The organism is Corynebacterium sp. HFH0082 (genome assembly GCF_000411235.1).
GTDB lineage: Bacteria > Actinomycetota > Actinomycetes > Mycobacteriales > Mycobacteriaceae > Corynebacterium > Corynebacterium jeikeium_D.
This window is the reverse complement of sequence record NZ_KE150404.1, coordinates 1,558,542-1,578,549: the sequence shown is the minus strand read 5'-3', so window position 1 is coordinate 1,578,549 and position 20,008 is coordinate 1,558,542. Positions and strand designations below refer to the sequence as shown.

Annotated in this window: 18 protein-coding genes; 3 read left to right on the top strand and 15 right to left on the bottom strand. The window is 59.2% G+C overall.

All coding sequences use genetic code 11. The annotated features are described in order from the left end of the window. Positions 1 to 86: 86 nt before the first annotated feature. The 3 genes from HMPREF1206_RS06800 to HMPREF1206_RS06790 all read right to left on the bottom strand — a co-directional run bounded on the left by HMPREF1206_RS06800 (position 87) and on the right by HMPREF1206_RS06790 (position 4,267). Positions 87 to 2,354 carry a polyribonucleotide nucleotidyltransferase gene (locus HMPREF1206_RS06800; RefSeq protein WP_016422595.1) on the bottom strand — a complete coding sequence of 756 codons (2,268 nt, stop codon included), beginning with the start codon at positions 2,352 to 2,354 and terminating at the stop codon, positions 87 to 89. Between the two features lie 506 nt (positions 2,355 to 2,860). Beyond that, positions 2,861 to 3,130: a 30S ribosomal protein S15 gene (rpsO, locus tag HMPREF1206_RS06795; RefSeq protein ID WP_016422594.1), complete on the bottom strand. Its 270-nt coding sequence runs from the start codon at positions 3,128 to 3,130 to the stop codon at positions 2,861 to 2,863. Positions 3,131 to 3,271: 141 nt separating this feature from the next. Next, a complete protein-coding gene (locus HMPREF1206_RS06790; protein WP_042388641.1) occupies positions 3,272 to 4,267 on the bottom strand; it encodes a bifunctional riboflavin kinase/FAD synthetase in 996 nt (331 codons plus the stop codon). Positions 4,268 to 4,331: 64 nt separating this feature from the next. On the opposite strand from HMPREF1206_RS06790, the gene truB reads away from it, so the two are divergent. After that, positions 4,332 to 5,318 (top strand): tRNA pseudouridine(55) synthase TruB, encoded by a 987-nt coding sequence (gene truB, locus HMPREF1206_RS06785; RefSeq protein ID WP_016422592.1) that lies wholly within the window; start codon positions 4,332 to 4,334, stop codon positions 5,316 to 5,318. Between the two features lie 16 nt (positions 5,319 to 5,334). Here the strand turns inward: truB and HMPREF1206_RS10810 are convergent, their stop codons facing one another. From HMPREF1206_RS10810 to rimP, 9 genes are all read right to left on the bottom strand, one after another. Further along, on the bottom strand, positions 5,335 to 6,048 hold the full coding sequence (locus tag HMPREF1206_RS10810) for a 4'-phosphopantetheinyl transferase (protein WP_147580940.1): 714 nt from the start codon (positions 6,046 to 6,048) through the stop codon (positions 5,335 to 5,337). Beyond that, a complete protein-coding gene (locus HMPREF1206_RS06775) occupies positions 6,027 to 7,403 on the bottom strand; it encodes an MATE family efflux transporter (RefSeq protein WP_016422590.1) in 1,377 nt (458 codons plus the stop codon). The genes HMPREF1206_RS10810 and HMPREF1206_RS06775 overlap by 22 nt, the downstream gene beginning before the upstream one ends. A 4-nt stretch (positions 7,404 to 7,407) precedes the next feature. After that, positions 7,408 to 8,469: a bifunctional oligoribonuclease/PAP phosphatase NrnA gene (locus tag HMPREF1206_RS06770; RefSeq protein ID WP_016422589.1), complete on the bottom strand. Its 1,062-nt coding sequence runs from the start codon at positions 8,467 to 8,469 to the stop codon at positions 7,408 to 7,410. A gap of 42 nt (positions 8,470 to 8,511) precedes the next feature. Continuing rightward, positions 8,512 to 8,943: a 30S ribosome-binding factor RbfA gene (gene rbfA / locus HMPREF1206_RS06765; protein ID WP_016422588.1), complete on the bottom strand. Its 432-nt coding sequence runs from the start codon at positions 8,941 to 8,943 to the stop codon at positions 8,512 to 8,514. A gap of 361 nt (positions 8,944 to 9,304) precedes the next feature. Then, complete coding sequence (locus HMPREF1206_RS06760; RefSeq protein ID WP_016422587.1) at positions 9,305 to 10,033, bottom strand: hypothetical protein; 729 nt, start codon at positions 10,031 to 10,033, stop codon at positions 9,305 to 9,307. A gap of 20 nt (positions 10,034 to 10,053) precedes the next feature. Further along, entirely contained in the window at positions 10,054 to 12,762 is a 2,709-nt protein-coding gene (gene infB / locus HMPREF1206_RS06755; protein WP_016422586.1) for a translation initiation factor IF-2, read from the bottom strand. Positions 12,763 to 12,891: 129 nt separating this feature from the next. Then, complete coding sequence (locus HMPREF1206_RS06750; protein WP_016422585.1) at positions 12,892 to 13,284, bottom strand: YlxR family protein; 393 nt, start codon at positions 13,282 to 13,284, stop codon at positions 12,892 to 12,894. 171 nt (positions 13,285 to 13,455) lie between these two features. Next, positions 13,456 to 14,442, bottom strand: coding sequence for a transcription termination factor NusA (nusA, locus tag HMPREF1206_RS06745; protein WP_016422584.1), 987 nt, complete (start codon positions 14,440 to 14,442; stop codon positions 13,456 to 13,458). Next, entirely contained in the window at positions 14,439 to 15,011 is a 573-nt protein-coding gene (rimP, locus tag HMPREF1206_RS06740; protein ID WP_016422583.1) for a ribosome maturation factor RimP, read from the bottom strand. The genes nusA and rimP overlap by 4 nt, the downstream gene beginning before the upstream one ends. A 101-nt stretch (positions 15,012 to 15,112) precedes the next feature. Between rimP and HMPREF1206_RS06735 the strand changes: the two genes are divergently transcribed. Continuing rightward, positions 15,113 to 16,078 (top strand): DUF4439 domain-containing protein, encoded by a 966-nt coding sequence (locus HMPREF1206_RS06735; protein WP_049189652.1) that lies wholly within the window; start codon positions 15,113 to 15,115, stop codon positions 16,076 to 16,078. On the opposite strand, the gene HMPREF1206_RS06730 is transcribed toward HMPREF1206_RS06735, so the two are convergent. Continuing rightward, positions 16,075 to 17,847, bottom strand: a complete 1,773-nt coding sequence (locus HMPREF1206_RS06730) for a proline--tRNA ligase (RefSeq protein WP_016422581.1) — start codon at positions 17,845 to 17,847, stop codon at positions 16,075 to 16,077. The two genes, HMPREF1206_RS06735 and HMPREF1206_RS06730, sit on opposite strands and share 4 nt — an antisense overlap. A 60-nt stretch (positions 17,848 to 17,907) precedes the next feature. On the opposite strand from HMPREF1206_RS06730, the gene HMPREF1206_RS06725 reads away from it, so the two are divergent. Then, positions 17,908 to 18,645 (top strand): YaaA family protein, encoded by a 738-nt coding sequence (locus HMPREF1206_RS06725; RefSeq protein WP_042389272.1) that lies wholly within the window; start codon positions 17,908 to 17,910, stop codon positions 18,643 to 18,645. Here the strand turns inward: HMPREF1206_RS06725 and HMPREF1206_RS06720 are convergent. Next, positions 18,642 to 18,923 carry a hypothetical protein gene (locus HMPREF1206_RS06720; protein ID WP_016422579.1) on the bottom strand — a complete coding sequence of 94 codons (282 nt, stop codon included), beginning with the start codon at positions 18,921 to 18,923 and terminating at the stop codon, positions 18,642 to 18,644. The genes HMPREF1206_RS06725 and HMPREF1206_RS06720 overlap by 4 nt on opposite strands. Next, complete coding sequence (gene cobA, locus HMPREF1206_RS06715; protein WP_016422578.1) at positions 18,916 to 20,007, bottom strand: uroporphyrinogen-III C-methyltransferase; 1,092 nt, start codon at positions 20,005 to 20,007, stop codon at positions 18,916 to 18,918. Before cobA ends, HMPREF1206_RS06720 begins: the two co-directional genes overlap by 8 nt. Position 20,008 lies beyond the last annotated feature (1 nt).

Here is a 20,008-nt window from a genome sequence, read left to right as displayed (position 1 = left end):
GCGGTTAGGTCAATTTGTGACCTAACCGCGCCATCGCTACACGCGTTGTCGGAGGCTACCTACAGCGCATCCTCCGTCGCCAAGCATTAGTTGTCTTCGACCGGAACCAGCGAGATCTTGCCGCGGTTGTCGATATCAGCGATTTCGACCTGAATCTTGTCGCCGACGTTGATGACATCCTCGACCTTCTCGATGCGCTTGTCGCCACCGAGCTTGGAGATGTGGATCAGACCGTCACGGCCCGGAGTCAGGGAGACGAAAGCACCGAAAGCGACAGTCTTCACGACAGTGCCCAGGTAGCGTTCGCCGACCTTCGGCAGCTGCGGGTTAGCAATGGCATTAATCTGCTCGATTGCAGCGTCCGCGCCCTTACCGGAAGTTGCCGAGACAAATACGGTGCCGTCGTCCTCGATAGAGATATCAGCACCGGTTTCCTCGGTGATACCGTTGATGGTCTTGCCCTTCGGACCGATGAGCTCACCAATCTTCGAAGCCGGAACCTTAACGGTGGTGATCTTCGGAGCGAGACCACTCATCTCGTCCGGAGACTCGATGACCTCAGCCATGGTGGACAGGATGGCCAGACGTGCATCACGAGCCTGGGACAGAGCATCGGCCAGAACCTTCGACGGAATACCGTCGAGCTTGGTGTCCAGCTGCAGTGCGGTAATGAAGTCCGCAGTACCAGCGACCTTGAAGTCCATGTCACCGAATGCGTCTTCGGCACCGAGAATATCGGTCAGTGCGACGAAGCGGTTCTCACCGTCAACCTCGCCGGAAACCAGGCCCATGGCGATACCGGCAACCGGAGCCTTCAGCGGCACACCGGCGTTGTACAGCGACAGAGTCGAAGCACAGACCGAGCCCATGGAGGTCGAACCATTCGATCCAAGAGCCTCGGAGACCTGGCGAATGGTGTACGGGAATTCCTCGCGGGACGGCACGACCGGCAGCAGAGCGCGCTCAGCCAGTGCCCCGTGACCAATCTCGCGGCGCTTCGGAGAGCCAACACGACCGGTCTCGCCGGTGGAGTACGGCGGGAAGTTGTAGTGGTGGATGTAGCGCTTCGAGGTAACAGGAGTCAGCGAGTCAATCTGCTGCTCCATCTTCAGCATGTCCAAAGTGGTGACACCCAGAATCTGGGTCTCGCCGCGCTCAAACAGCGAAGAGCCGTGGGCACGCGGAATCAGACCGACCTCAACGCCCAGGTCACGAATGTCGGTGACACCACGACCATCGATGCGGAAGCCCTCAGCCAGAATCTTCTCACGGACAATCTGCTTCATCACTGCGTTGTATGCAGCGCGAATCTGCTTAGATGCAGCTTGCTCGTCGACATCATCGGAGACGAAGCGCTCCAGCAGCTGCCCCTCGACGTCCTCCATGTACTCATTGGTGGCGTCATCTCGTTCCTGCTTACCCGGGATGGTGAGCAGCTTGACCAGCTTCTTAGCGGACTTCTTCTCGACTGCGTCAAAAATCTCATCGCTGTATGCCGGGAACAGCGGGAACTCCTGCGTTTCCTTCGCTGCGCGCTCAGCCAGACCCTTCTGTGCCTCACACAGAACCTTGATGTGCGGCTTTGCTGCCTCGAGGCCAGCGGCGACGATGTCCTCGGTCGGCGCCGGTGCACCGTCAGCAATACGCTTGACGACGGTCTCCCCTGCTCCGGCCTCCACCATCATGATGGCGACATCTTCGACGTTCTTGCCGCGACGCTTGCGGGTGACGATACGGCCAGCGACGACCATCTCGAACAGAGCCTGCTCGTGCTGCTCCTCGGTCGGGAAAGCGACCCATGCACCCTCTGGGTGCTTGTCATCAGCAACGAGCGCGATGCGGACGCCACCGACAGCGCCGGAAACCGGCAGCCCGGAAAGCTGAGTTGCAGCTGACGCGCCGTTGATTGCGACAACGTCATAACGGTCCTTCGGATCCCAGGACATGACGGTGACGACAACCTGTACCTCGTTGCGAAGGCCCTTGACGAAGGTCGGACGCAGCGGACGGTCAATCAGACGACATGCCAGGATGGCGTCGGTGGACGGGCGGCCCTCACGGCGGAAGAACGAACCCGGAATCTTGCCCGCGGCGTACATACGCTCTTCAACGTCGACGGTCAGCGGAAAGAAATCAAAGCCCTCGCGGGGCTGGTTGGAAGCGGTGACGGTGGACAGGAGCATGGTCTCCTCGTCCAAGTAGGTGGTCACCGAACCATCGGCCTGACGAGCCAGCTGGCCCGTTTCAAAGCGAATGGTGCGGGTGCCGAAATCACCATTGTCGATGGTGGCAACGGCCTCGGTAATACCGAAATCCTCATCAAAGAAAAATTCAACAGCCTTGCTGTTGGCCATAGGTTTCTTACTCCTAGAAATAGCGGCGATCATCGATGTCGCCTGTAAAAGATCGAATGAACTTCGTTTGCGTCACGCATTCTACCAGCTAACGCGGAAAGTTCTCGTATTGGACGGATCGGAGATCTCTCACTGCATCTGGGTTCTTGCACCTACGCGGGGTTCTAGGAGTTTGCGGGGCGGGGGCACTTATCGATGACTTTTCTTGACTCATCGATGGTTTACCGTGTCTTATCGACGAATTACCGTGTCTTATCGATGGGGCCCCGGCACTTATGCGCACGCCTTCGATCAGCCCCTCCACATGTCGATGAGGGATTCACTTGTGGCCACGCTACAGCGCATCGATGAGTGAATACCACAACGACAAGTGATCAAAAAAAGACCCGCCGTGAGCTTCCATCCAATGGAAACCCAAACGGCGGGTCTAAAAAGCTTAAAAGCCTTGAATTAACAGAGCAACTTACACCAATGAAGCTCTGACAAACAAGACATTAGGGAGAACCTTAGCGACGCAGACCCAGGCGCTCGATCAGCTTACGGTAGCGCTCAACGTCGTTGTCCTGCAGGTACTGCAGCAGGCCCTTGCGGCGACCGACCAGCAGCAGCAGACCACGACGAGAATGGTGATCGTGCTTGTGGAACTTCAGGTGCTCGGTCAGCTGACGAATACGTGCGGTCAGCAGTGCAACCTGAGCCTCCGGGGAACCGGTGTCGGTCTCGTGCAGGCCGAACTCCTTGAGAATCTCAGCCTTTTCTGCAGTGTTCAAAGCCATGTAAATCTAACTCCTTGAATCAAATTATGGTCGTTTTTTCAGTCCACATTCTCGGCTTTTCCGGAACCAAACAGCGTCTGGCAGCTGGTTCCTCGCAACTGCTTGTGGACCGCAGTCACAGCCGACGTTTTACTTTAACAGCTAATCGGTCTTAGCCAAAATGGCCTCGGTGTCTGCCACGTCCTGGTTCATCCGGTCAATGAGCTCCTCGACCGAGTCGAACTTCTCCATTCCGCGAATCCGGTCGACAAACTCAACCTGCCCGGCGGTGCCGTAGAGGTCCGCATGACGGTCAATCACGTAGGCCTCGACCGTTCGATCAGTGTCTCCAAAGGTCACATTAGTGCCCACCGACACGGCCGCTGGGTAGCGCACCCCAAACTCGATATCGCCCTTCGGGTCCGGCTCCGGGCGGGCTGCCGTCGGCTGAACCGTGAACCATGCCGCGTAGACACCATCAGCCGGGATTGCCAGGCCCTCAGCGAAGTCAATATTGGCGGTCGGAAAGCCCAGCTGCGCTCCTCCACGCCCCTGACCTGGAAGAACATCACCATCGACACGGTAGAAGTACCCGAGACACGAGGCGGCTGCGGACACCGCACCGTCGGCAAGCAAACCGCGAATACGTGTCGACGAAACACGTTCGGTCGAGTCCGCGGCAGTGACGTCGAGAAGGTCGACGATGGTGACGTCGACCCCACACTTACAGCCGTGCTCCGGCATAGTCTCGGCGGTACCTGCGGCCTTCTGCCCATAGGTGAAGTTCTGGCCAACGAAGACGGCCTGTGCATTCAGCTTGTCGCGGACAACGGTGCGTACAAAGTCTTCTGCGGGGATGCTGGAGAAGTTCTTGTCGAAAGGCACGACAAGCATGGCATCGATTCCCTCCGCTTCTGCCAGCTCGGCGCGACGGGACACGGTGGACAGTGCCGGCGGCACCTTATCCGGGGCAAACAGCGCTACGGGATTGGGATCGAAAGTCATCAACAGCGACTTCACGCCACGAGCGCGAGCGTCACTGACCGCAGCAGCTATCAGGCGCTTATGCCCAAGATGAATACCATCGAACACTCCGATGGTTACGACCGTGTCCCCCAGGTCTTCGGGTGCATTGTCCAAGCCATACCAAATCTCCACAAAGAGCCAGTGTAACTGGTCACCGTTTAACACACCGCATATAGCGCAACATAGGATTGCGTCTATGACCGACTTCGATCCGATTGCAGACTCCGGCATTGTTATCGTCGACAAGCCCCAAGGCTGGACAAGCCACGATGTAGTGGGCAAACTCCGTCGCATCTTCCGCACCAAGAAGGTCGGCCACTCCGGTACCCTCGACCCAATGGCCACCGGTGTGCTCGTCCTCGGCATCGGCCGCGGCACCCGTTTCCTGCCACATGTCCACGCCGACACGAAGTCCTACCAAGCCACCATTCGACTCGGCGCTGCCACGCTTACCGACGACGCCGAAGGCGAGTTGCTCTCCGAATCCTCGGCGGCATCGGTGACTGATGAAATGGTTCGAGCGGAAATTGCGAAGTTCACCGGCACAATCATGCAAAAACCCGCGGCGGTATCAGCGGTGAAGATTGACGGTGTCCGCGCCTACGAGCGCATCCGCCGTGGTGAGAAGGTCGATATCCCTGCGCGCCCAGTGACGATCACCCGCTATGAGGTTCTGGACATCCGCCACGACTCCGATCCTTCGCGCCCCGGGGAGTGCATCGATATCGACGTGGAGGTCGACTGCTCTGCCGGCACTTTCATCCGCGCCCTAGCTCGTGACTTGGGGGATGCACTGAGAGTCGGTGGTCATCTCACTGCTCTGCGGCGTACTGCCGCCGGCGTTTTCACTATTGATGAGGCGTTGACTATCGACGAGCTCACGGCGAAGGCCGAGCAGTTCGACACCGCCCATCCAGAAATTGCGGAGATGCGACGCCCAGTCCCGGAGCGCGCCGCTTCCTTGCTGCCGATGAGTCTGGACGAGGCCTGCCTGCGTTGCTTTGATACCCGCGAAATTACTGAACAGCAGGCGGCTGATTTGGCTCAGGGCAAGTGGCTGGAGCCGATCGGAAAACCTGGAGTCTATGCGGCGGTGTCACCAACGGGAAAGGTTCCGGCGCTGCTCACAGAATCTGGCAAACGGGCTAAGACGGTCTTCGTGGTGCGCCCGGCCACGCTGTGACTACCTCTCAAGGATTTTAAGACTGCTCGAGCCACACCGCGGTTGCAACGATGCCTGCACCGCGAGCCCAGAAGCCTTTTACTCCGCAGAAGGCGTCGGGAATCTCACGGTGAAACGTTAGCTGTAAAGGTCCGCCTGTGAGTCCTCGGGAAAAACCTCGCACTGCTATCCGTTTCTTTCGCAGTTGGACGGAGACTTCGTCGAAGTCTAGCCACTGCCCGACTATCGGCTCCCAGAGTTTGTACATTGATTCCTTGGCGCTAAATTGCACCAGCGGGTCAAGGCGTGCTTCGTCAGTGCGCAAGACTGCCTCGATGATTCCTAACTCTAGAGTCTGCTCGACCTCGACATCGATGCCAATCCCCTGCAGCTGTTCAGCGCTCGCGGACACGGCTGCCACGGCCCCGTCGCAATGGCTAATTGACCCCACGACTCCTCGCGGCCACAGCGGCGCTCCGGTGGTCGACATGCCAATCCCATGTGGGGCAGGCTCTCCTAGCCGTTGCACCGCCTCATGCGCAGCGAGGCGCCCTCGGGTGAAATCGCGGATTCGAACAGGTGCTGCACCATCAGACAGCCTGAACTCAGCGCTACGGAGCTGCTGCAATTCCGCATCACTAAACGGACGCTCGGCATTGGAGTCAATAACTAGCCGGCTACGGGCGGGCAAATGCCTGGCCAGGTACTCCTGGACGTCGACAAGCACACTCATGCGCTGATGCCGTACCATTTCTCTCCACGGAAACGGGTAGCGACAAAGATGAGTCGCAGAATCATGAAGGCCAAGAGACCGCACCACACGCCGGTCAGCCCCCAGCCAAATGCCTGCGCCAGCCAGACCGGTGGGAGGAAACCGCACAAGACCGCGCTAACGGTGGCGTTACGGAGGAAGGCTGCGTCGCCGGCGCCGAGCAAAACGCCATCGAGCGCAAAGACGACACCGCCGATAGGAATCATTGCGACAAGAATCCACCATGGCCCTGCGGTGACTGCGTCAATCACGCCTGTGGCGTCGGTAAAAATGCGGACGATGCTGGCATTACCCACTGCGAAGACAACCGCTAGGCCGAGGGCAATGACGCTTGACCAGACAGTAACTCGCTTGCCAGTCCAGCGGGCAACAGACGTGGAGCTACCTCCCAACGCTGCACCGACGAGCGTCTGTGCAGCAATGGCTAGCGAGTCGAGCACCAACGAGATCAGGTTCCACAGTTGCAGCATGACCTGGTGTCCACCGAGCGTGGTCGGCCCAACGCGGCCAGCAACCGCTGCGGCAGAGAGGAACGCTACCTGGAAGGACAAGGAGCGAACGATGAGATCGCGGCCGAGGACCAGCTGGCTTTTGATAATGGCGCCATTCGGGCGCATGGAGAGCTTGCGGCTAGAGCACTCTTTGAAAAGACGGCGGAGGAACAGCCCGCCGGTAATCAATTCGCCGAAAAGAACGGCCATCGCAGAGCCCTCGAGACCGAAGGCGCGGACCAGCGGCACAATCACAATGGCGGCCGGAACAAGGCCTGAGAGCACATATAGCAGCGGCGCGCGGGTGTTTTGGATACCGCGCAACCAACCATTTCCAGCCTGCGCAATCAACGTCAGCGGAATGGCGAAGGCAGCAACTCGCAACCACTGCCCGGCATCATGAGCGACCTCCGGATGAGGAGCTAACCAACCGGTAAATACTGGTGCCAACCCCACGATGATGGCAAAGAGGCTAAGGCCCACAAAGATGGCGACCCACGTCGCTTGCAATCCCTCTTCAACCGCCTCGTCCACGTTGCCCCTGCCAAAGGCTCGCGCTGATCGGGCGGTCGTGCCGTAAGCCAAGAAAGTGAGCTGCGTAGTTACCACGGAAAATACCGTCGAACCAGCGGCAAGCGCCGCAAGCTGGACAGCTCCAAGCCGACCAATGACAGCCGTATCCAGCAGCACATAGAGTGCGGGCGCGGCAAGAACACCCAACGCTGGCAGCGCCAGCGAAACGATTGCGCGAAGGCTGACATCTGACTTCGCACTGTGCCCGGTTCGCTCTATGCCAGTTTGCTCAATCTCAGTGCGCTCCTGAGTTTCTCGCGAGTCCGACAATCCCCTAGGCCTCGCTCGTGCCTCGGCGTGCCTGGGCTGCGACATCGCTGGTGTCCAGGATGGCCTGCAGCAGCTCATCCTTGCTGCACTCCCGAGTCAGACCGGCGGCACGCTCGTGGCCACCGCCGCCAATTTCCAGGGCGACCTGGGAGACATCGACAAGCTCGCGAGAACGCAGCGAGACGGCCCACTGGTTTGGCTCATACTCCTTAAGCACGGCACAGACGTCGGCCGCATTAGTCGTACGCACAATGTCCACGACCGATTCAATCTCATCGTGGCCAACTTCGGCGGTCTGGTCGTGCTCAATGACGACGTGGATTAGGCCAGCGCCGTCGCCCCACTCGGGCACCAATGTCGCGGTGGAAAGCACCTTGCCCAGGAATGGAAGGTAGGAAAACGGATGTTCTTCCAGCAGCTGTGCACCAATCGTGCGCGGATTGAGCCCCTTATCCAGCAGGCGCGCCGCTGCAGTGTGCATGCGGGAATGGCCGAACTGGAACGATGCGGTGTCCGTCAACAGCCCTGCATAGAGAGCATGAGCCATCGGCGTGGTCAGCTTGATACCCCAGACACCAAAGAAGTCCAGGAGCACCATGGTCGAGGACTCTGCGCGTTCGTCAACCATGTTGACGGACCCAAAGCGAGTGTTGGTCGCGTGATGGTCAACATTGATAACGCGGTCGGAGGCCATCACGCGATCTTCCAGCGCACCGAGGCGCCCCGGGCTTGCGCAGTCGACAGTCACCCACGTGTCAATGTCTTCATCCAAGTCCGTGTACTCGACAAATCGCTCCCATCCGGGGATGGTCAGCAGCGACTTGGCTGGCAAATCGCTCTCACCGTAGCTGGCTACAGCCGAAATGCCACGTTGTACAAGAGCCATGACCATCGCAGATGCGGCACCAATCGCATCCGCATCGGGGTGAACATGGGCAATGACGCCGACCTTCTTGGCGTCGGCAAGCATATCCTGCATCTGCTGAATCGGCTTGGACATGCGGCGATTAATCGCCTGGGAAAGCTGGTGAGCTGCCTGCTCCTGAGCCTGCGGAGAAGTGGTCACGTGGGTGCCCCTTTCATCGATAGATGTGGCCGGTGGAGAGTTTTACTCCTCGTCGCGGTATGGGTTGGCATCGCCTGCGGGCTTTGCGTTTCTAGCCTGCTCAGCCAATTCCGCGTCGCGCGCGCGAGTCTTATCGAGCAGCTCCTCAAGGTGCGCGGAAATCTCCGGCACGGTGTCAACCTCAAAAGCCAGCGTCGGTGTGTAGCGCACACCGGTGCCACGACCGACCAGGGAACGCAGCTGCCCCTTCGCCTTTTCCAGCGCTGCTGCTGCCGACTCGTAGTCCGGTTCCTCGTCGAGCGTACGTCCGCGCACAGTGTAGAAAACTGTGGCGTCGTGCAAATCGCCGGTGACGCGGCAGTCGGTGATAGTCACAAACTCCAGCCGCCGGTCCTTAATCTCACGCTCAATTGCGCTGGCGACAATCTCCTGAATACGCTTGGACAGCCTGCGCGCGCGTGCTGGATCTGCCATTTTTGGCTACTCCCTATCTATCTCTACCTGTGCGTAACGATTCGTAGCTAGACCCCATTTAGCGTGGGGCCTGAAGTGCCCCTTCGCTGACAAAGACCCATTTGGGATCCGGCAAAACGGTTCAATACAAAGGACTGCTAATACTAACACGCAAAACACTACTCAACTTCGAACCGCATGTTTCGCGACTTCGCCCGCACCCGTTTACCGAGTGCAGCCAATTGCTTCGCCGCACGCTCGCCCTTTGTTATTAACCCATTAATCATCACGACAACACTGCCACCACCATCGATGTCATCGACGGCATGGGGAGTCGCTACTACGGAATTGCGCAGCTGAAACGCAGCCTACCCGTACGCTCTTAACGGCGCTCCACGAAGTTGTACATCGGTAACCCATTAACATGAGAGCAGTCAGGCAGTGAATCCATCACACTGTCCTGCAATGGTGTTTCTCCCTCGATGCCGAAAATCCATTTAACCGCAGCATTGCCTAAATCCAGCGGATGGAAAAGGTAACTTACCTCACCATTTTTATCCTTGGGCGCCGCGCTGCCATGGGTTTGTTCCCATTCAGCCACATCCGTCGGATGTAGTACCTCGACGTGTTCACCGTTAGCGAACGGTACCTCGAAATCCAACAGTCGTCCAGAGCTGAAAAACCGCTGCATGTCAAAATCATAGTCTTCGCAGCTTGCTGCTAATTCCCTGGTAGGAGTCTTGTAGTGGCAGAAATCGACAACACTATTGATGCACAGTGACCAACTCTCGCGAGGATCGTTCGCCAACGCTGGGTCCTCAATAAGGTCGTATACGTCGTCGGTCCCGAAAAGCAGCGTTGGCCCAAACGCTACCGCGTGGAAGTACCAATTATGACCATCCTCAATGGTTTCTTCGGAATCAAAGGCGAATTTCCCTGGCCAAATCTTGTCCAATTGCGCAAGAGTCTCCTCTGCGCTCGCAGGAGGATAATTCAAAATATTCGTTCGCGGCAGTTCATCTGAGAGTGCAAAGAGATTAGTTTTGAAGCCCATAACGAACACGATACGCAAAAAGGCGCTCCCCGAAGGGAGCGCCTTATCAAAGTTCACGCAGTGTTTAGCTTACGTTGCTACGTGCGCGGAACCTCGACCATCTCGTAGACCTCGATAACGTCGTCCACCTGGATGTCCGGGTAAGACAGCACCATACCGCACTCGTAACCGGCTGCGACCTCGGTAGCATCGTCCTTCTCTCGCTTCAGCGACTCGATAGTCGCCGAATCCGTAATGACGTTGCCGTCACGAACCAGGCGAGCCTTCGCGTTGCGGCGGACCTTGCCGGACTCGACCATACAGCCGGCGATGAGGCCAACTGCGGAGGACTTGAAGATGGCGCGAATCTCTGCACGACCAATCTCCTTCTCCTCGTAGACCGGCTTGAGCATGCCCTTCAGAGCAGCCTCAACATCCTCGATAGCACGGTAAATCACCGTGTAGTAGCGGATGTCAACGCCCTCAGCGTTGGCAACCTCTGTGGCCTTACCCTCGGAGCGAACGTTGAAGCCGATGATGACGGCGTCAGACGCAGCAGCCAGCGTGACGTTGGTCTGAGTAACAGCACCGACACCACGGTCGATGATGTTCAGTGCGACCTCGTCGTCGACCTCGATCTTGAGCAGGGCTTCTTCCAGTGCCTCGACGGTACCGGCGTTGTCGCCCTTCAGGATCAGGTTGAGGGTGTTGGTCTCCTTCAGGATCTCGTCCAGGTTCTCCAGGGAGACGCGCTTGCGACGACGTGCTTGCAGCGCATTACGACGACGTGCGTCGCGGCGGTCTGCAATCTGGCGGGCCGTACGATCCTCGTCAACAACCAGGAGGTTGTCACCAGCACCCGGTACGGAGGTCAGGCCGAGCACCTGAACCGGACGGGAAGGACCGGCCTCATCGACGTCGTTGCCGTACTCATCGACCATGCGGCGAACACGACCATATGCGTCACCGACAACGATGGAATCACCGACGCGCAACGTACCGCGCTGAACGATAACGGTTGCCACCGGACCACGGCCACGGTCAAGGTGAGCCTCAATGGCGACACCCTGAGCGTCCATATCCGGATTGGCGCGCAGATCCAGCGAAGCATCGGCAGTCAACAGCACTGCTTCGAGAAGCTGATCGATGTTGAGACCTTGCTTAGCGGAGATATCGACGAACATAGTGTCGCCGCCCCACTCTTCGTCAGTGAGACCGTATTCAGTCAGCTGACCACGAATTTTCTGCGGATCTGCAGTTTCTTTATCAATCTTGTTGACTGCAACGACAATCGGCACATCAGCGGCCTTGGCGTGGTTAATAGCCTCAACCGTCTGCGGCATGACGCCGTCATCAGCTGCAACAACCAGAATCGCGATATCGGTCGACTTGGCACCACGAGCACGCATGGCGGTAAACGCCTCGTGACCCGGGGTATCCAAGAAGGTAACCTTGCGCTTCTCACCGTCGAGCTCCACCGGCACCTGGTAGGCACCGATGTGCTGGGTAATACCACCGGACTCGTGGCCACCGACGTTGGCCTTACGAATCGTGTCCAACAGGCGCGTCTTACCGTGGTCGACGTGACCCATCACAGTTACCACTGGCGGGCGCTGCTCCAGGTCCTCATCGTCGCCCTCGTCCTCACCGAACTGGAGGTCGAAGGACTCGAGGAGCTCGCGGTCCTCATCCTCAGGCGAGACGACCTGGACCTTGTAATCCATCTCGTCGCCGAGCAGCTGCAGGGTCTCGTCGGAGACCGATGCAGTTGCCGTCACCATTTCGCCGAGGTTGAACAACGCCTGGACCAGCGATGCTGCATCGGCGTTAATCTTCTCAGCGAAGTCAGACAGGGATGCACCACGTGCGAGGCGAATGGTCGTGCCCTTACCGTTGGGCAGCTTAACGCCGCCTACCACGGATGGTGCCTGCATTGCCTCGTACTCGTTGCGCTTCTGACGCTTCGACTTACGTCCGCGACGCGGGGCGCCTCCTGGTCGCCCGAATGCACCTGCAGTTCCACCGCGACGTCCGCCGCGACCACCGCGCGGTCCGCCACCCGGGCCACCCGGGCCGCGACCACGGCCGCCGAAGCCACCGCCACCGCCACCGCGGCTTGCCTTTGCAGGCATCTGCCCCGGGTTCGGGTGCGAAGGCATCATTGCCGGAGTCGGACGATTGCCGCTCGGCTTATTACCGCGGCCCTGTCCACCCTGCGGGCGAGGGCCACCCTGGCGTGCTCCCGGTTTCGGGCCCGGACGGCCGTTTCCACCCTGCGGGCGAGGGCCACCCTGGCGTGCTCCCGGCTTCGGGCCCGGACGGCCGTTTCCACCCTGCGGACGCGGCATGTTGGACGGCCGCGGTGCCGGACGGGAGGATCCGCCGGTCGAGAATGGGTTGTTCGCCACACGCGGTGCGCGTGCGCCTGGCTTCGGCCCTGGCTTCGGGCCAGCAGGCTTCGGCGGGCGTGGCATTTCTTGTCCCGGCTTCGGCGAACGGGACGGTGCAGCTGGCTTGGCACCCGGCTTTGCCGCCGCTGGTGCAGCAGGCTTAGCGCCTGGTTTTGCAGCTGGCTTGGCACCCGACTTAGCAGCAGCCTTGGTAGTTGGGGCCTGGGCAGACGCGTCAGCACCTGCGCCAGCATTCTTCTCTTCGTAGACCTTCTTCATCTTCCTGACGACGGGTGGTTCCACCGTCGAAGAAGCGGTCTTAACAAACTCGCCCTGAGCCTTCAGCTCGGCGAGTAGTTCTTTGCTGGTGACCCCGAGCTGCTTAGCGAGCTCATGGACACGTAGCTTTCCGGACACTGCTCTCCTCACTAGTGGGGGCCGAGCAGCGCCCGATGGCGGATTTGTCCGCGCACCGAGAGCGCCTGCAGGGCTCCCTCTTATCTGTTGCCGTTCATCGCTGATGCTTCATCGTGTGCTCATCAGTGTTCAGGTCTTTCTGTTGTCATTTTTCCTGCCTCCCTGCTTAGCGACACGCACATCGTCAGCGGGGGCGAAACCCTCCGCCGCTTCGTAGTGCGTGGCGATAAACTGTTTAACCGGAAACGCATCTACCTGCGTAGATACCTTCAGTGCGCGGCCAAATGCACGGCGCTTGTCGGCGATCTCCCAAGCCTTTAGTGTTGGGGTGATCCAGGCACCTCGCCCCTGCATCCGACGATGCGGATCAGCAACGACGGCTACTGAGCCATCTGAACGGGTGGTGGCGACAATGCGTAGCAGCTCCGAGCAATTGTGGCGCTGCTTAGTTGCAATACAGGTACGTGTGGGTGCAGGCGTATGAGTTGTCGAATTCGGGTTTAGCACCCGCGAAGTCGTCATACTCCTGACGCACCCACCTTCCTGCTAAGAAATTCAGCGCGAAAATTCGCATAGGAAAATCACGCCTTGTCGTTTGGCCACCTCCCAGCATAACCCGAAAAGGCGGAAAAGTGCCAACCCCCTAGGCACTTTCCCGCCACTTTCGCAACCGCTGGGACGCTGACGTTGTGTCTACTCCGCGTCGGAGTGGATATCGATTCGCCAGCCGGTCAGACGAGCCGCCAGACGGGCATTCTGTCCCTCCTTGCCGATAGCAAGAGAGAGCTGGTAGTCGGGCACCACAACGTGTGCACGGCGCTCGTCCATGTCCAGAATCTTGACACTAACTACCTTGGCGGGCGCCAGCGAGTTACCAACGAACTTCGCCGGATCCTCGTCGTAGTCGATGATGTCAATCTTCTCGCCCTTGAGCTCATTCATAATCGAGTTCACACGCTGACCGCGGGGCCCAATGCAGGCGCCCTTAGCGTTGAGGCCCTTGACCGTGGGGCGTACAGCAACCTTGGTGCGGTGACCGGCCTCGCGCGCAATGGAAATCAATTCCACTGCCCCATCGGCAACTTCCGGAACTTCAAGTTCGAAGAGCTTACGAATGAGCTCCGGATGCGTGCGTGACAGGTGAATCGCAACACCGCGCGGTGTCTTGTTCACACCGACGACGTAGCACTTGATGCGGTCACCGTGCTTGAGTTCCTCACCTGGCAGCTGCTCAGCCGGCATCAGAATACCGTCTCGGCCGTTGGCCTCCGAACCGATGTGGACGACGACAATGCCCTTTTCATTGGCATAGACATCGCGCTGGACCACGCCGGAAATGACCTGATTAGACAGGTCTGCGTATTCGTCGAGAACCTTATCGCTCTCCGCATCCCGCAGACGCGAAAGGATGGTCTGACGAACAGCGAATGCAGCGGTACGCTCGAAGTCCTCCGGAGTGTCGTCCCATTCGGAGATGAGATTGCCCTCGTCGTCTCGCTCCTGGGCAAAGACTATGACGTCACCGGTCTCACGGTCGATTTCGACGCGCGCATACTGTGCCGGTGCGGTGGTGTTACGGTAGCTTTCACGCAATGCTCGGGCGACCAGTCCCAGCATTTCGTCGACAGGAATACCCTTTTCCTTTTCCAAGGTTCGCAGGGCAGCTAGTTCAATCTTCACTTGTTATCCTCCAGCCTGGTCAAGGCATCGTCATAGTCTAGTCCCGCAAAATCCTTCTCGGCTGCGGGCGGATTAGAGAATTCAACTTGTACCACTGCACGGGCCACATTGGTTAATTGGACACGCTGGCCAACAGCCTTCAAACGTCCCTTTGGCCCCTTAGAGGTAACGAGAATGATGGATTCTTCATCCGGCGACAGCGCACCAATGCGGGCTGCAATCGCGGAACCGTCGGCAAGCGAAATCTCCGCAATACGACCACGGTTACGACGCCAGTGCCGAGGCTGGGTCAGCGGTGCGTCAATACCAGGAGTGGAAACTTCCAAGGTGTAGCCCTGAGCGCCGAAGTCCGCTTCACCACGTGCCTCCGCGGCATCCAGAGCCGAAGATACTTCATACGTGGCCTGTTCCAGAACATCGAGGTCAGGACGCTCATCTGCGTCAACTAACACAATGACCTGTGACTTTGCGCCGGCGCGAACGACCTTGACATCTTCCACATCCAGGCCGATTTGTGCGAGCGCCGGGCTCACAAACTGTTCAATTTTCTCGGGTGCGGGTATCGCCATAGTCGTAGAGTCTACAGGTCAAGTACTAGGAATTGCGCACCTGGGCGCTTTCCACATACCGCATTGACACAAAGTGCCGCCCGCCGTGGCACCATAGTGAGGTGATTGTTGAACCTCCCTCCCCCAGTTTTGCTTCCGCATCGCATCGCACTCGTACTCTCTCGCGCCGTGGCTTCCTCGCTGCTGCCCTCGCCGTGGGATCACTTCCTGCGCTTTCCGCGTGCTCGCATCTGGTGGCACCGCGCCCCGATTACGCCATTGAGGTTCTCCATGCGCTGGCGGCGCGCGATGCACAGTCGCTTAGCGACGCCAATCCTGACCTCGCAGCGGTGCGCTCCGCGCAGGTTACCGAACTGGATAAGGAAATCACACGCGCCTGCGGCACCCACAAGGACGGTAAACCTGTCGATGAATGTGGCTCGGACGTAGCAGTCCCAGGATCCCTGGTTACCGGTTCCGACGCGAAGCTACTGCTCACGGACTCGCGAAACAATCCCGTACTGACGAATGCCCTGGATTCACGCACTGCATTGCGGGAGGAGCACACTGCGCGCCTCGCCACGGCTGTCGATGGCGGTATCGTCCTCGCTCTGCGTGTTGCGGGCGCTGAGTGGGAGGAGCTTGTCCCATTGATTCCCAGTGACAGGGATGAAATCTCGGGTGCCGAAGAACAGATGACTAAGGCACTGCAAGCCGAATACATGATGATTTACGGTGTCGGCGTAGCCGCACCACGTGTCGGAGGCGATACCACTACTGCACTTTTGGCCCGTGGCGAGCGCCACCGAATTTTGCGCGATCGTGCCCGACTAATTTTGGAGGATTCCGACGTTGAGGTGCCGGAGAGCGCACCTGGCTATATGCCGGAAGGCGCTCCTTCGCCAGATACGGCACCCGTCGATTACATGATTGCATTGGAGCGCTATTGTGCCCAGGCGTGGGAAGACGTATTGCTCGCTGCTAATAACCCTCGGATGCGTATGTTCGCGCTGCAGGCAGCTGGCGTGGCTGCCGCCGGAGCGGCAGCGCTAGGTGGCAACAACTTGGAGCCGTTGCCCGGGCTCTAAGCCTTGCGAACCAGCTCCGCGACGTGAGCTGCAATGCCGTCAGCGGCGACCTCGTCGGTCTCGTTGGTCAGGCGGTTACGCAGCTCCACCTTGCCGTCCGCGTAGCCACGGCCAAAGATGACCACAAACGGCATACCCAGCAGCTCGGCGTCCTTGAACTTCACACCGGGGCTGACCTTCGGACGGTCGTCGAAAAGCACCTCAATGCCCTGCTGGCTGAGGTCTTCCGCCAGCTGTTCAGCGGCCTCAGCTGCTTCGGCGTTCTTGCCGGCCACAGCGATGTGAACCTTGTACGGTGCCGCGGCAACTGGCCACTTGAGGCCCTTTTCATCCAACTGCTGTTCCGCGAGGACAGCGACCAGGCGGGACACGCCAATGCCGTAGGACCCCATCGTCGGACGAGCACGCTTACCGTTGACATCGAGGATGTCGATTTCAAAGGCGTTGGTGTACTTGCGGCCCAACTGGAAAATGTGACCGATCTCGATTCCGCGCTCGATCTTTAGCGTGCCATGCCCCTCCGGAGCCGGGTCGCCGTCACGCACCTCTGCGACATCGCAAATACCATCAATCTGGAAGTCGCGACCAGCGACCACATCGACGATGTGCTTGCCTTCCTCGTTGGCTCCTGTAATCCAATTTGTGCCCTCCGCCACGCGGGGGTCAGCTAGGACCTTCACACCGCGATCGGCGAGCCCCTGCGGGCCGACGTAGCCCTTGATCAGGAAGTCATTGGCTGCGAAGTCCTTGTCCTCCAGCAAGCGCGCCTCACCCGGTTCAAATGCGACTTCAAGACGCTTTTCATCGACCTCACGGTCACCGGGAACCAGGATTGCGGTGAGCTGTTCCGGCAGGGCGTTGCCCTCCTTATCGACCTTCTTCGGGTCGACGGCGACGAGAACGCACTTCAAAGTATCGGCAGCAGTGACCTCGCGTCCGAGGTCCGCACCATTGGCCCAATCAACAAGTGCTGCGATTGTGGTGCAGTTCGGAGACTCGTAAACCTTCGCCTCCGGTTGTCCCTCAATCGGCTGCGGTTCAACTGCCGGAATCTTCACGGCTTCCACATTGGCGGCGTACTCACCGTCGGTGGAGACTACGAAGGAGTCTTCGCCACTTTCGCTAACAGCCAGGAACTCCTCGGAGGCCGAACCGCCCATAGCGCCGGAGGTGGCGTGGCAGATTTCGTACTTAATGCCCAGCCGGTCAAAAATTCGCTGGTAGGCACCGCGGTGCTGCTGATAAGAATTCTCCAGCCCCTCGTCGTCCATGTCGAAGGAATAAGAGTCCTTCATCACGAACTCGCGGCCACGCAGAATACCAGCGCGCGGGCGAGCCTCGTCGCGGTACTTGGTCTGAATCTGAAACAGCGTCGTCGGGAAATCCTTGTAGGAGCTGAAAAGATCCTTGACAGCCAGCGCGAACATCTCTTCGTGCGTCGGCCCCAGCAGGTAGTCCGCGCCCTTGCGATCCTTCAGACGGAACAGCTCGGGGCCGTATTCGGTCCACCGATTCGTCGCCTCGTACGGTTCACGCGGGAGCAGTGCAGGGAATGCCAGCTCCTGTGCGCCAATGCCTTCCATCTCCTCGCGCACAACCTTCTCTACGTTGCGCAGAACCTTCAAGCCCAGTGGCAGCCAGGAGTACACACCAGGGGCAGTTCGCCGGATGTAGCCGGCACGGACGAGCAGCTTGTGGCTAGGGACCTCGGCGTCAGCTGGATCCTCGCGCAGTGTGCGCAGGAACAGCTGGGACATTCGCGTAATCATGAATGCTGATTTTACCCGTCGATCATTCTTCGCAACATGCGGGGCATTACTATGGTGCCCATGCTCGTAGTCCTACCCCCCTCTGAAACCAAAGCCACTGGTGGCAGCCATCCCGCAGTAGACTTTTCCTCGCTGAGCTTCGGCTCCCTCAACCCCATCCGCGAGCGCATTGCAGCCGATCTCGTGGCGCTAAGTGCGAACAGGGAAGCCGCGATGGAAACACTGAAGCTGGGGCCACGGCTTGCTGACGAAGTCACAGCTAATGCCGCGCTCCTAGAGTCGCCGACCATGCCGGCTCTCGAGCGTTATACCGGGGTGCTCTACGACGCACTCTCCCCCAGCGATTTGCCGGAAACCGGCCGTGCTCGACTCGCCATCGGGTCAGCGCTCTTCGGTGTCATTGGCGGGGACGACCTCATCCCCCACTACCGTCTCTCTGGTACGGTCAAGCTCCCCTTCGCGGATCAGCCTGCCGACGCGGCTCCCACAATGAAGCGCCGTTGGGGTACCGCCATCACCGAGGCTCTCAATGATGTCGACTTCCTCATCGACCTTCGTTCCGGCACCTACGCCAATTTGGGCAAAGTCAAGAGCGCGACAACGATGACCGTGCTCACCGCCGAGGGCAAAATCGTCAGCCACTTCAACAAGCACTACAAGGGCCTATTTGCCCGCGCCATCGCCCTTTCCGACACGACACCGACCTCCCCCACAGAGGCCGTCGACATCGCACGCGCCGCAGGATACGACGTCTCGCTTGACGACGACACCCTCATCTTCCGCGTCCCGGAAAACTAAATGTCGTCGTTGTAGCGCTTTCGGCCTGCCACAATGGCGGCAATCAGAGCGATAATAGCGATGAAAATGCTGTCGTATCGCGATCCTTCTCCGCCGAGGAGAAGGAGTCGGAAGATGATCATGGTTCCGAGGTAGAACACCAGGAAGGTCGCAGCGCCCATCCAGATGGCGCTACGCAGCTGATCGTCGGCAAGCAGTCGGGTAACAAGCCCTGCCTTTTGCTGCTCTGGCTCACGCTTCCTCGACTTGTTGTTGCTCAACTTGTTGTTCTTACTCATCGCCCTCATCCAGACCGGCGACTTCACCGATGACGATTACCGCGGGCGGCTTGATTCCCTCTTCGACCATTTTCTCGCCAAGCTCGCCGAGTGTGCAGCGTAGCGACCTCTGATTCGGCAGCGTGCCGTCCTGGATGACCGCAGCCGGAGTCTTCGGGCTGCGGCCGGCCTTCATCAGAGCCTCGGCAATCTTCGGCCCGTTCTTAACTCCCATAATGATGGCAATAGTGCCGTGCATCCGGCCCAGCGCATCCCAATTGACCAGCGATTTCCTGTGCCCCGGTGGGACGTGACCGGACACAACAGTGAATTCATGGTTGACGCCACGCATAGTAACTGGGATGCCAATCGTCCCCGGTACCGCCAGTGCTGAAGTAATACCCGGCACAACACGAACCGGTACCCCAGCCTTCTGTAGCTCCTGAAGCTCTTCAAAACCGCGGCCGAAGATGTACGGATCGCCACCCTTGAGCCGGACCACAAAGTAGCCCTCTCGGGCACGATGAACTAACAGTTCATTGATGCGCTCCTGAGCCATGGCGCGGCCGTAAGGAAGCTTGCCGGCATCAATAATCTCGACATCCGGCTCCAAGTCACCGAGCAGCGACAGTGGACCGAGGTGGTCTGCAACGACAACGTCGGCAAGCCGGAGCAGGCGACGCCCCTCAACGGTAATCAGACCGGGGTCGCCCGGGCCACCACCCACAAGCGCGACCTGACCAGCGAGGTCCCCAGCCCGCGACGCGCGACGGCCGGTCAGCGCCACAGGAGTAAGCGGGCTGGAAGCCCCGGTTTCATCGTCGACGAGAATACCTCGGCGGTGTCCCTCTAGAGTCACCTCACGCAGCAACGCCTCGTCACAGCAGACCATGAGAGCCTTGCCCCAGCTCATCGCCTCGGTAAAGCCGGTGCGGGTCAAAGTAATACGGCCGTCTGCAGCCCAGGCCTCAATCGCAGTTGTTACTTCCCCACCTTCACACACAGTGACATCAGCGCCAGAGTCCAACAGCCGAGGAATCACGCGCTCTGCAGCCGTGGAACCGCCAATCACCAACACACCGTAGTCTTTGAGAAGCAAACTCATA

Bases quoted from the DNA above. Each gene is read 5' to 3' on its own strand.
- HMPREF1206_RS06720 (WP_016422579.1), bottom strand. From the start codon at position 18,923: ATGAGTAAGAACAACAAGTTGAGCAACAACAAGTCGAGGAAGCGTGAG.
- rbfA (WP_016422588.1), bottom strand. From the start codon at position 8,943: ATGGCAGATCCAGCACGCGCGCGCAGGCTGTCCAAGCGTATTCAGGAG.
- HMPREF1206_RS06730 (WP_016422581.1), bottom strand. From the start codon at position 17,847: ATGATTACGCGAATGTCCCAGCTGTTCCTGCGCACACTGCGCGAGGAT.
- rpsO (WP_016422594.1), bottom strand. From the start codon at position 3,130: ATGGCTTTGAACACTGCAGAAAAGGCTGAGATTCTCAAGGAGTTCGGC.
- HMPREF1206_RS10810 (WP_147580940.1), bottom strand. From the start codon at position 6,048: ATGGTACGGCATCAGCGCATGAGTGTGCTTGTCGACGTCCAGGAGTAC.
- HMPREF1206_RS06750 (WP_016422585.1), bottom strand. From the start codon at position 13,284: ATGACGACTTCGCGGGTGCTAAACCCGAATTCGACAACTCATACGCCT.
- truB (WP_016422592.1), top strand. From the start codon at position 4,332: ATGACCGACTTCGATCCGATTGCAGACTCCGGCATTGTTATCGTCGAC.
- HMPREF1206_RS06725 (WP_042389272.1), top strand. From the start codon at position 17,908: ATGCTCGTAGTCCTACCCCCCTCTGAAACCAAAGCCACTGGTGGCAGC.
- rimP (WP_016422583.1), bottom strand. From the start codon at position 15,011: ATGGCGATACCCGCACCCGAGAAAATTGAACAGTTTGTGAGCCCGGCG.
- HMPREF1206_RS06800 (WP_016422595.1), bottom strand. From the start codon at position 2,354: ATGGCCAACAGCAAGGCTGTTGAATTTTTCTTTGATGAGGATTTCGGT.
- cobA (WP_016422578.1), bottom strand. From the start codon at position 20,007: ATGAGTTTGCTTCTCAAAGACTACGGTGTGTTGGTGATTGGCGGTTCC.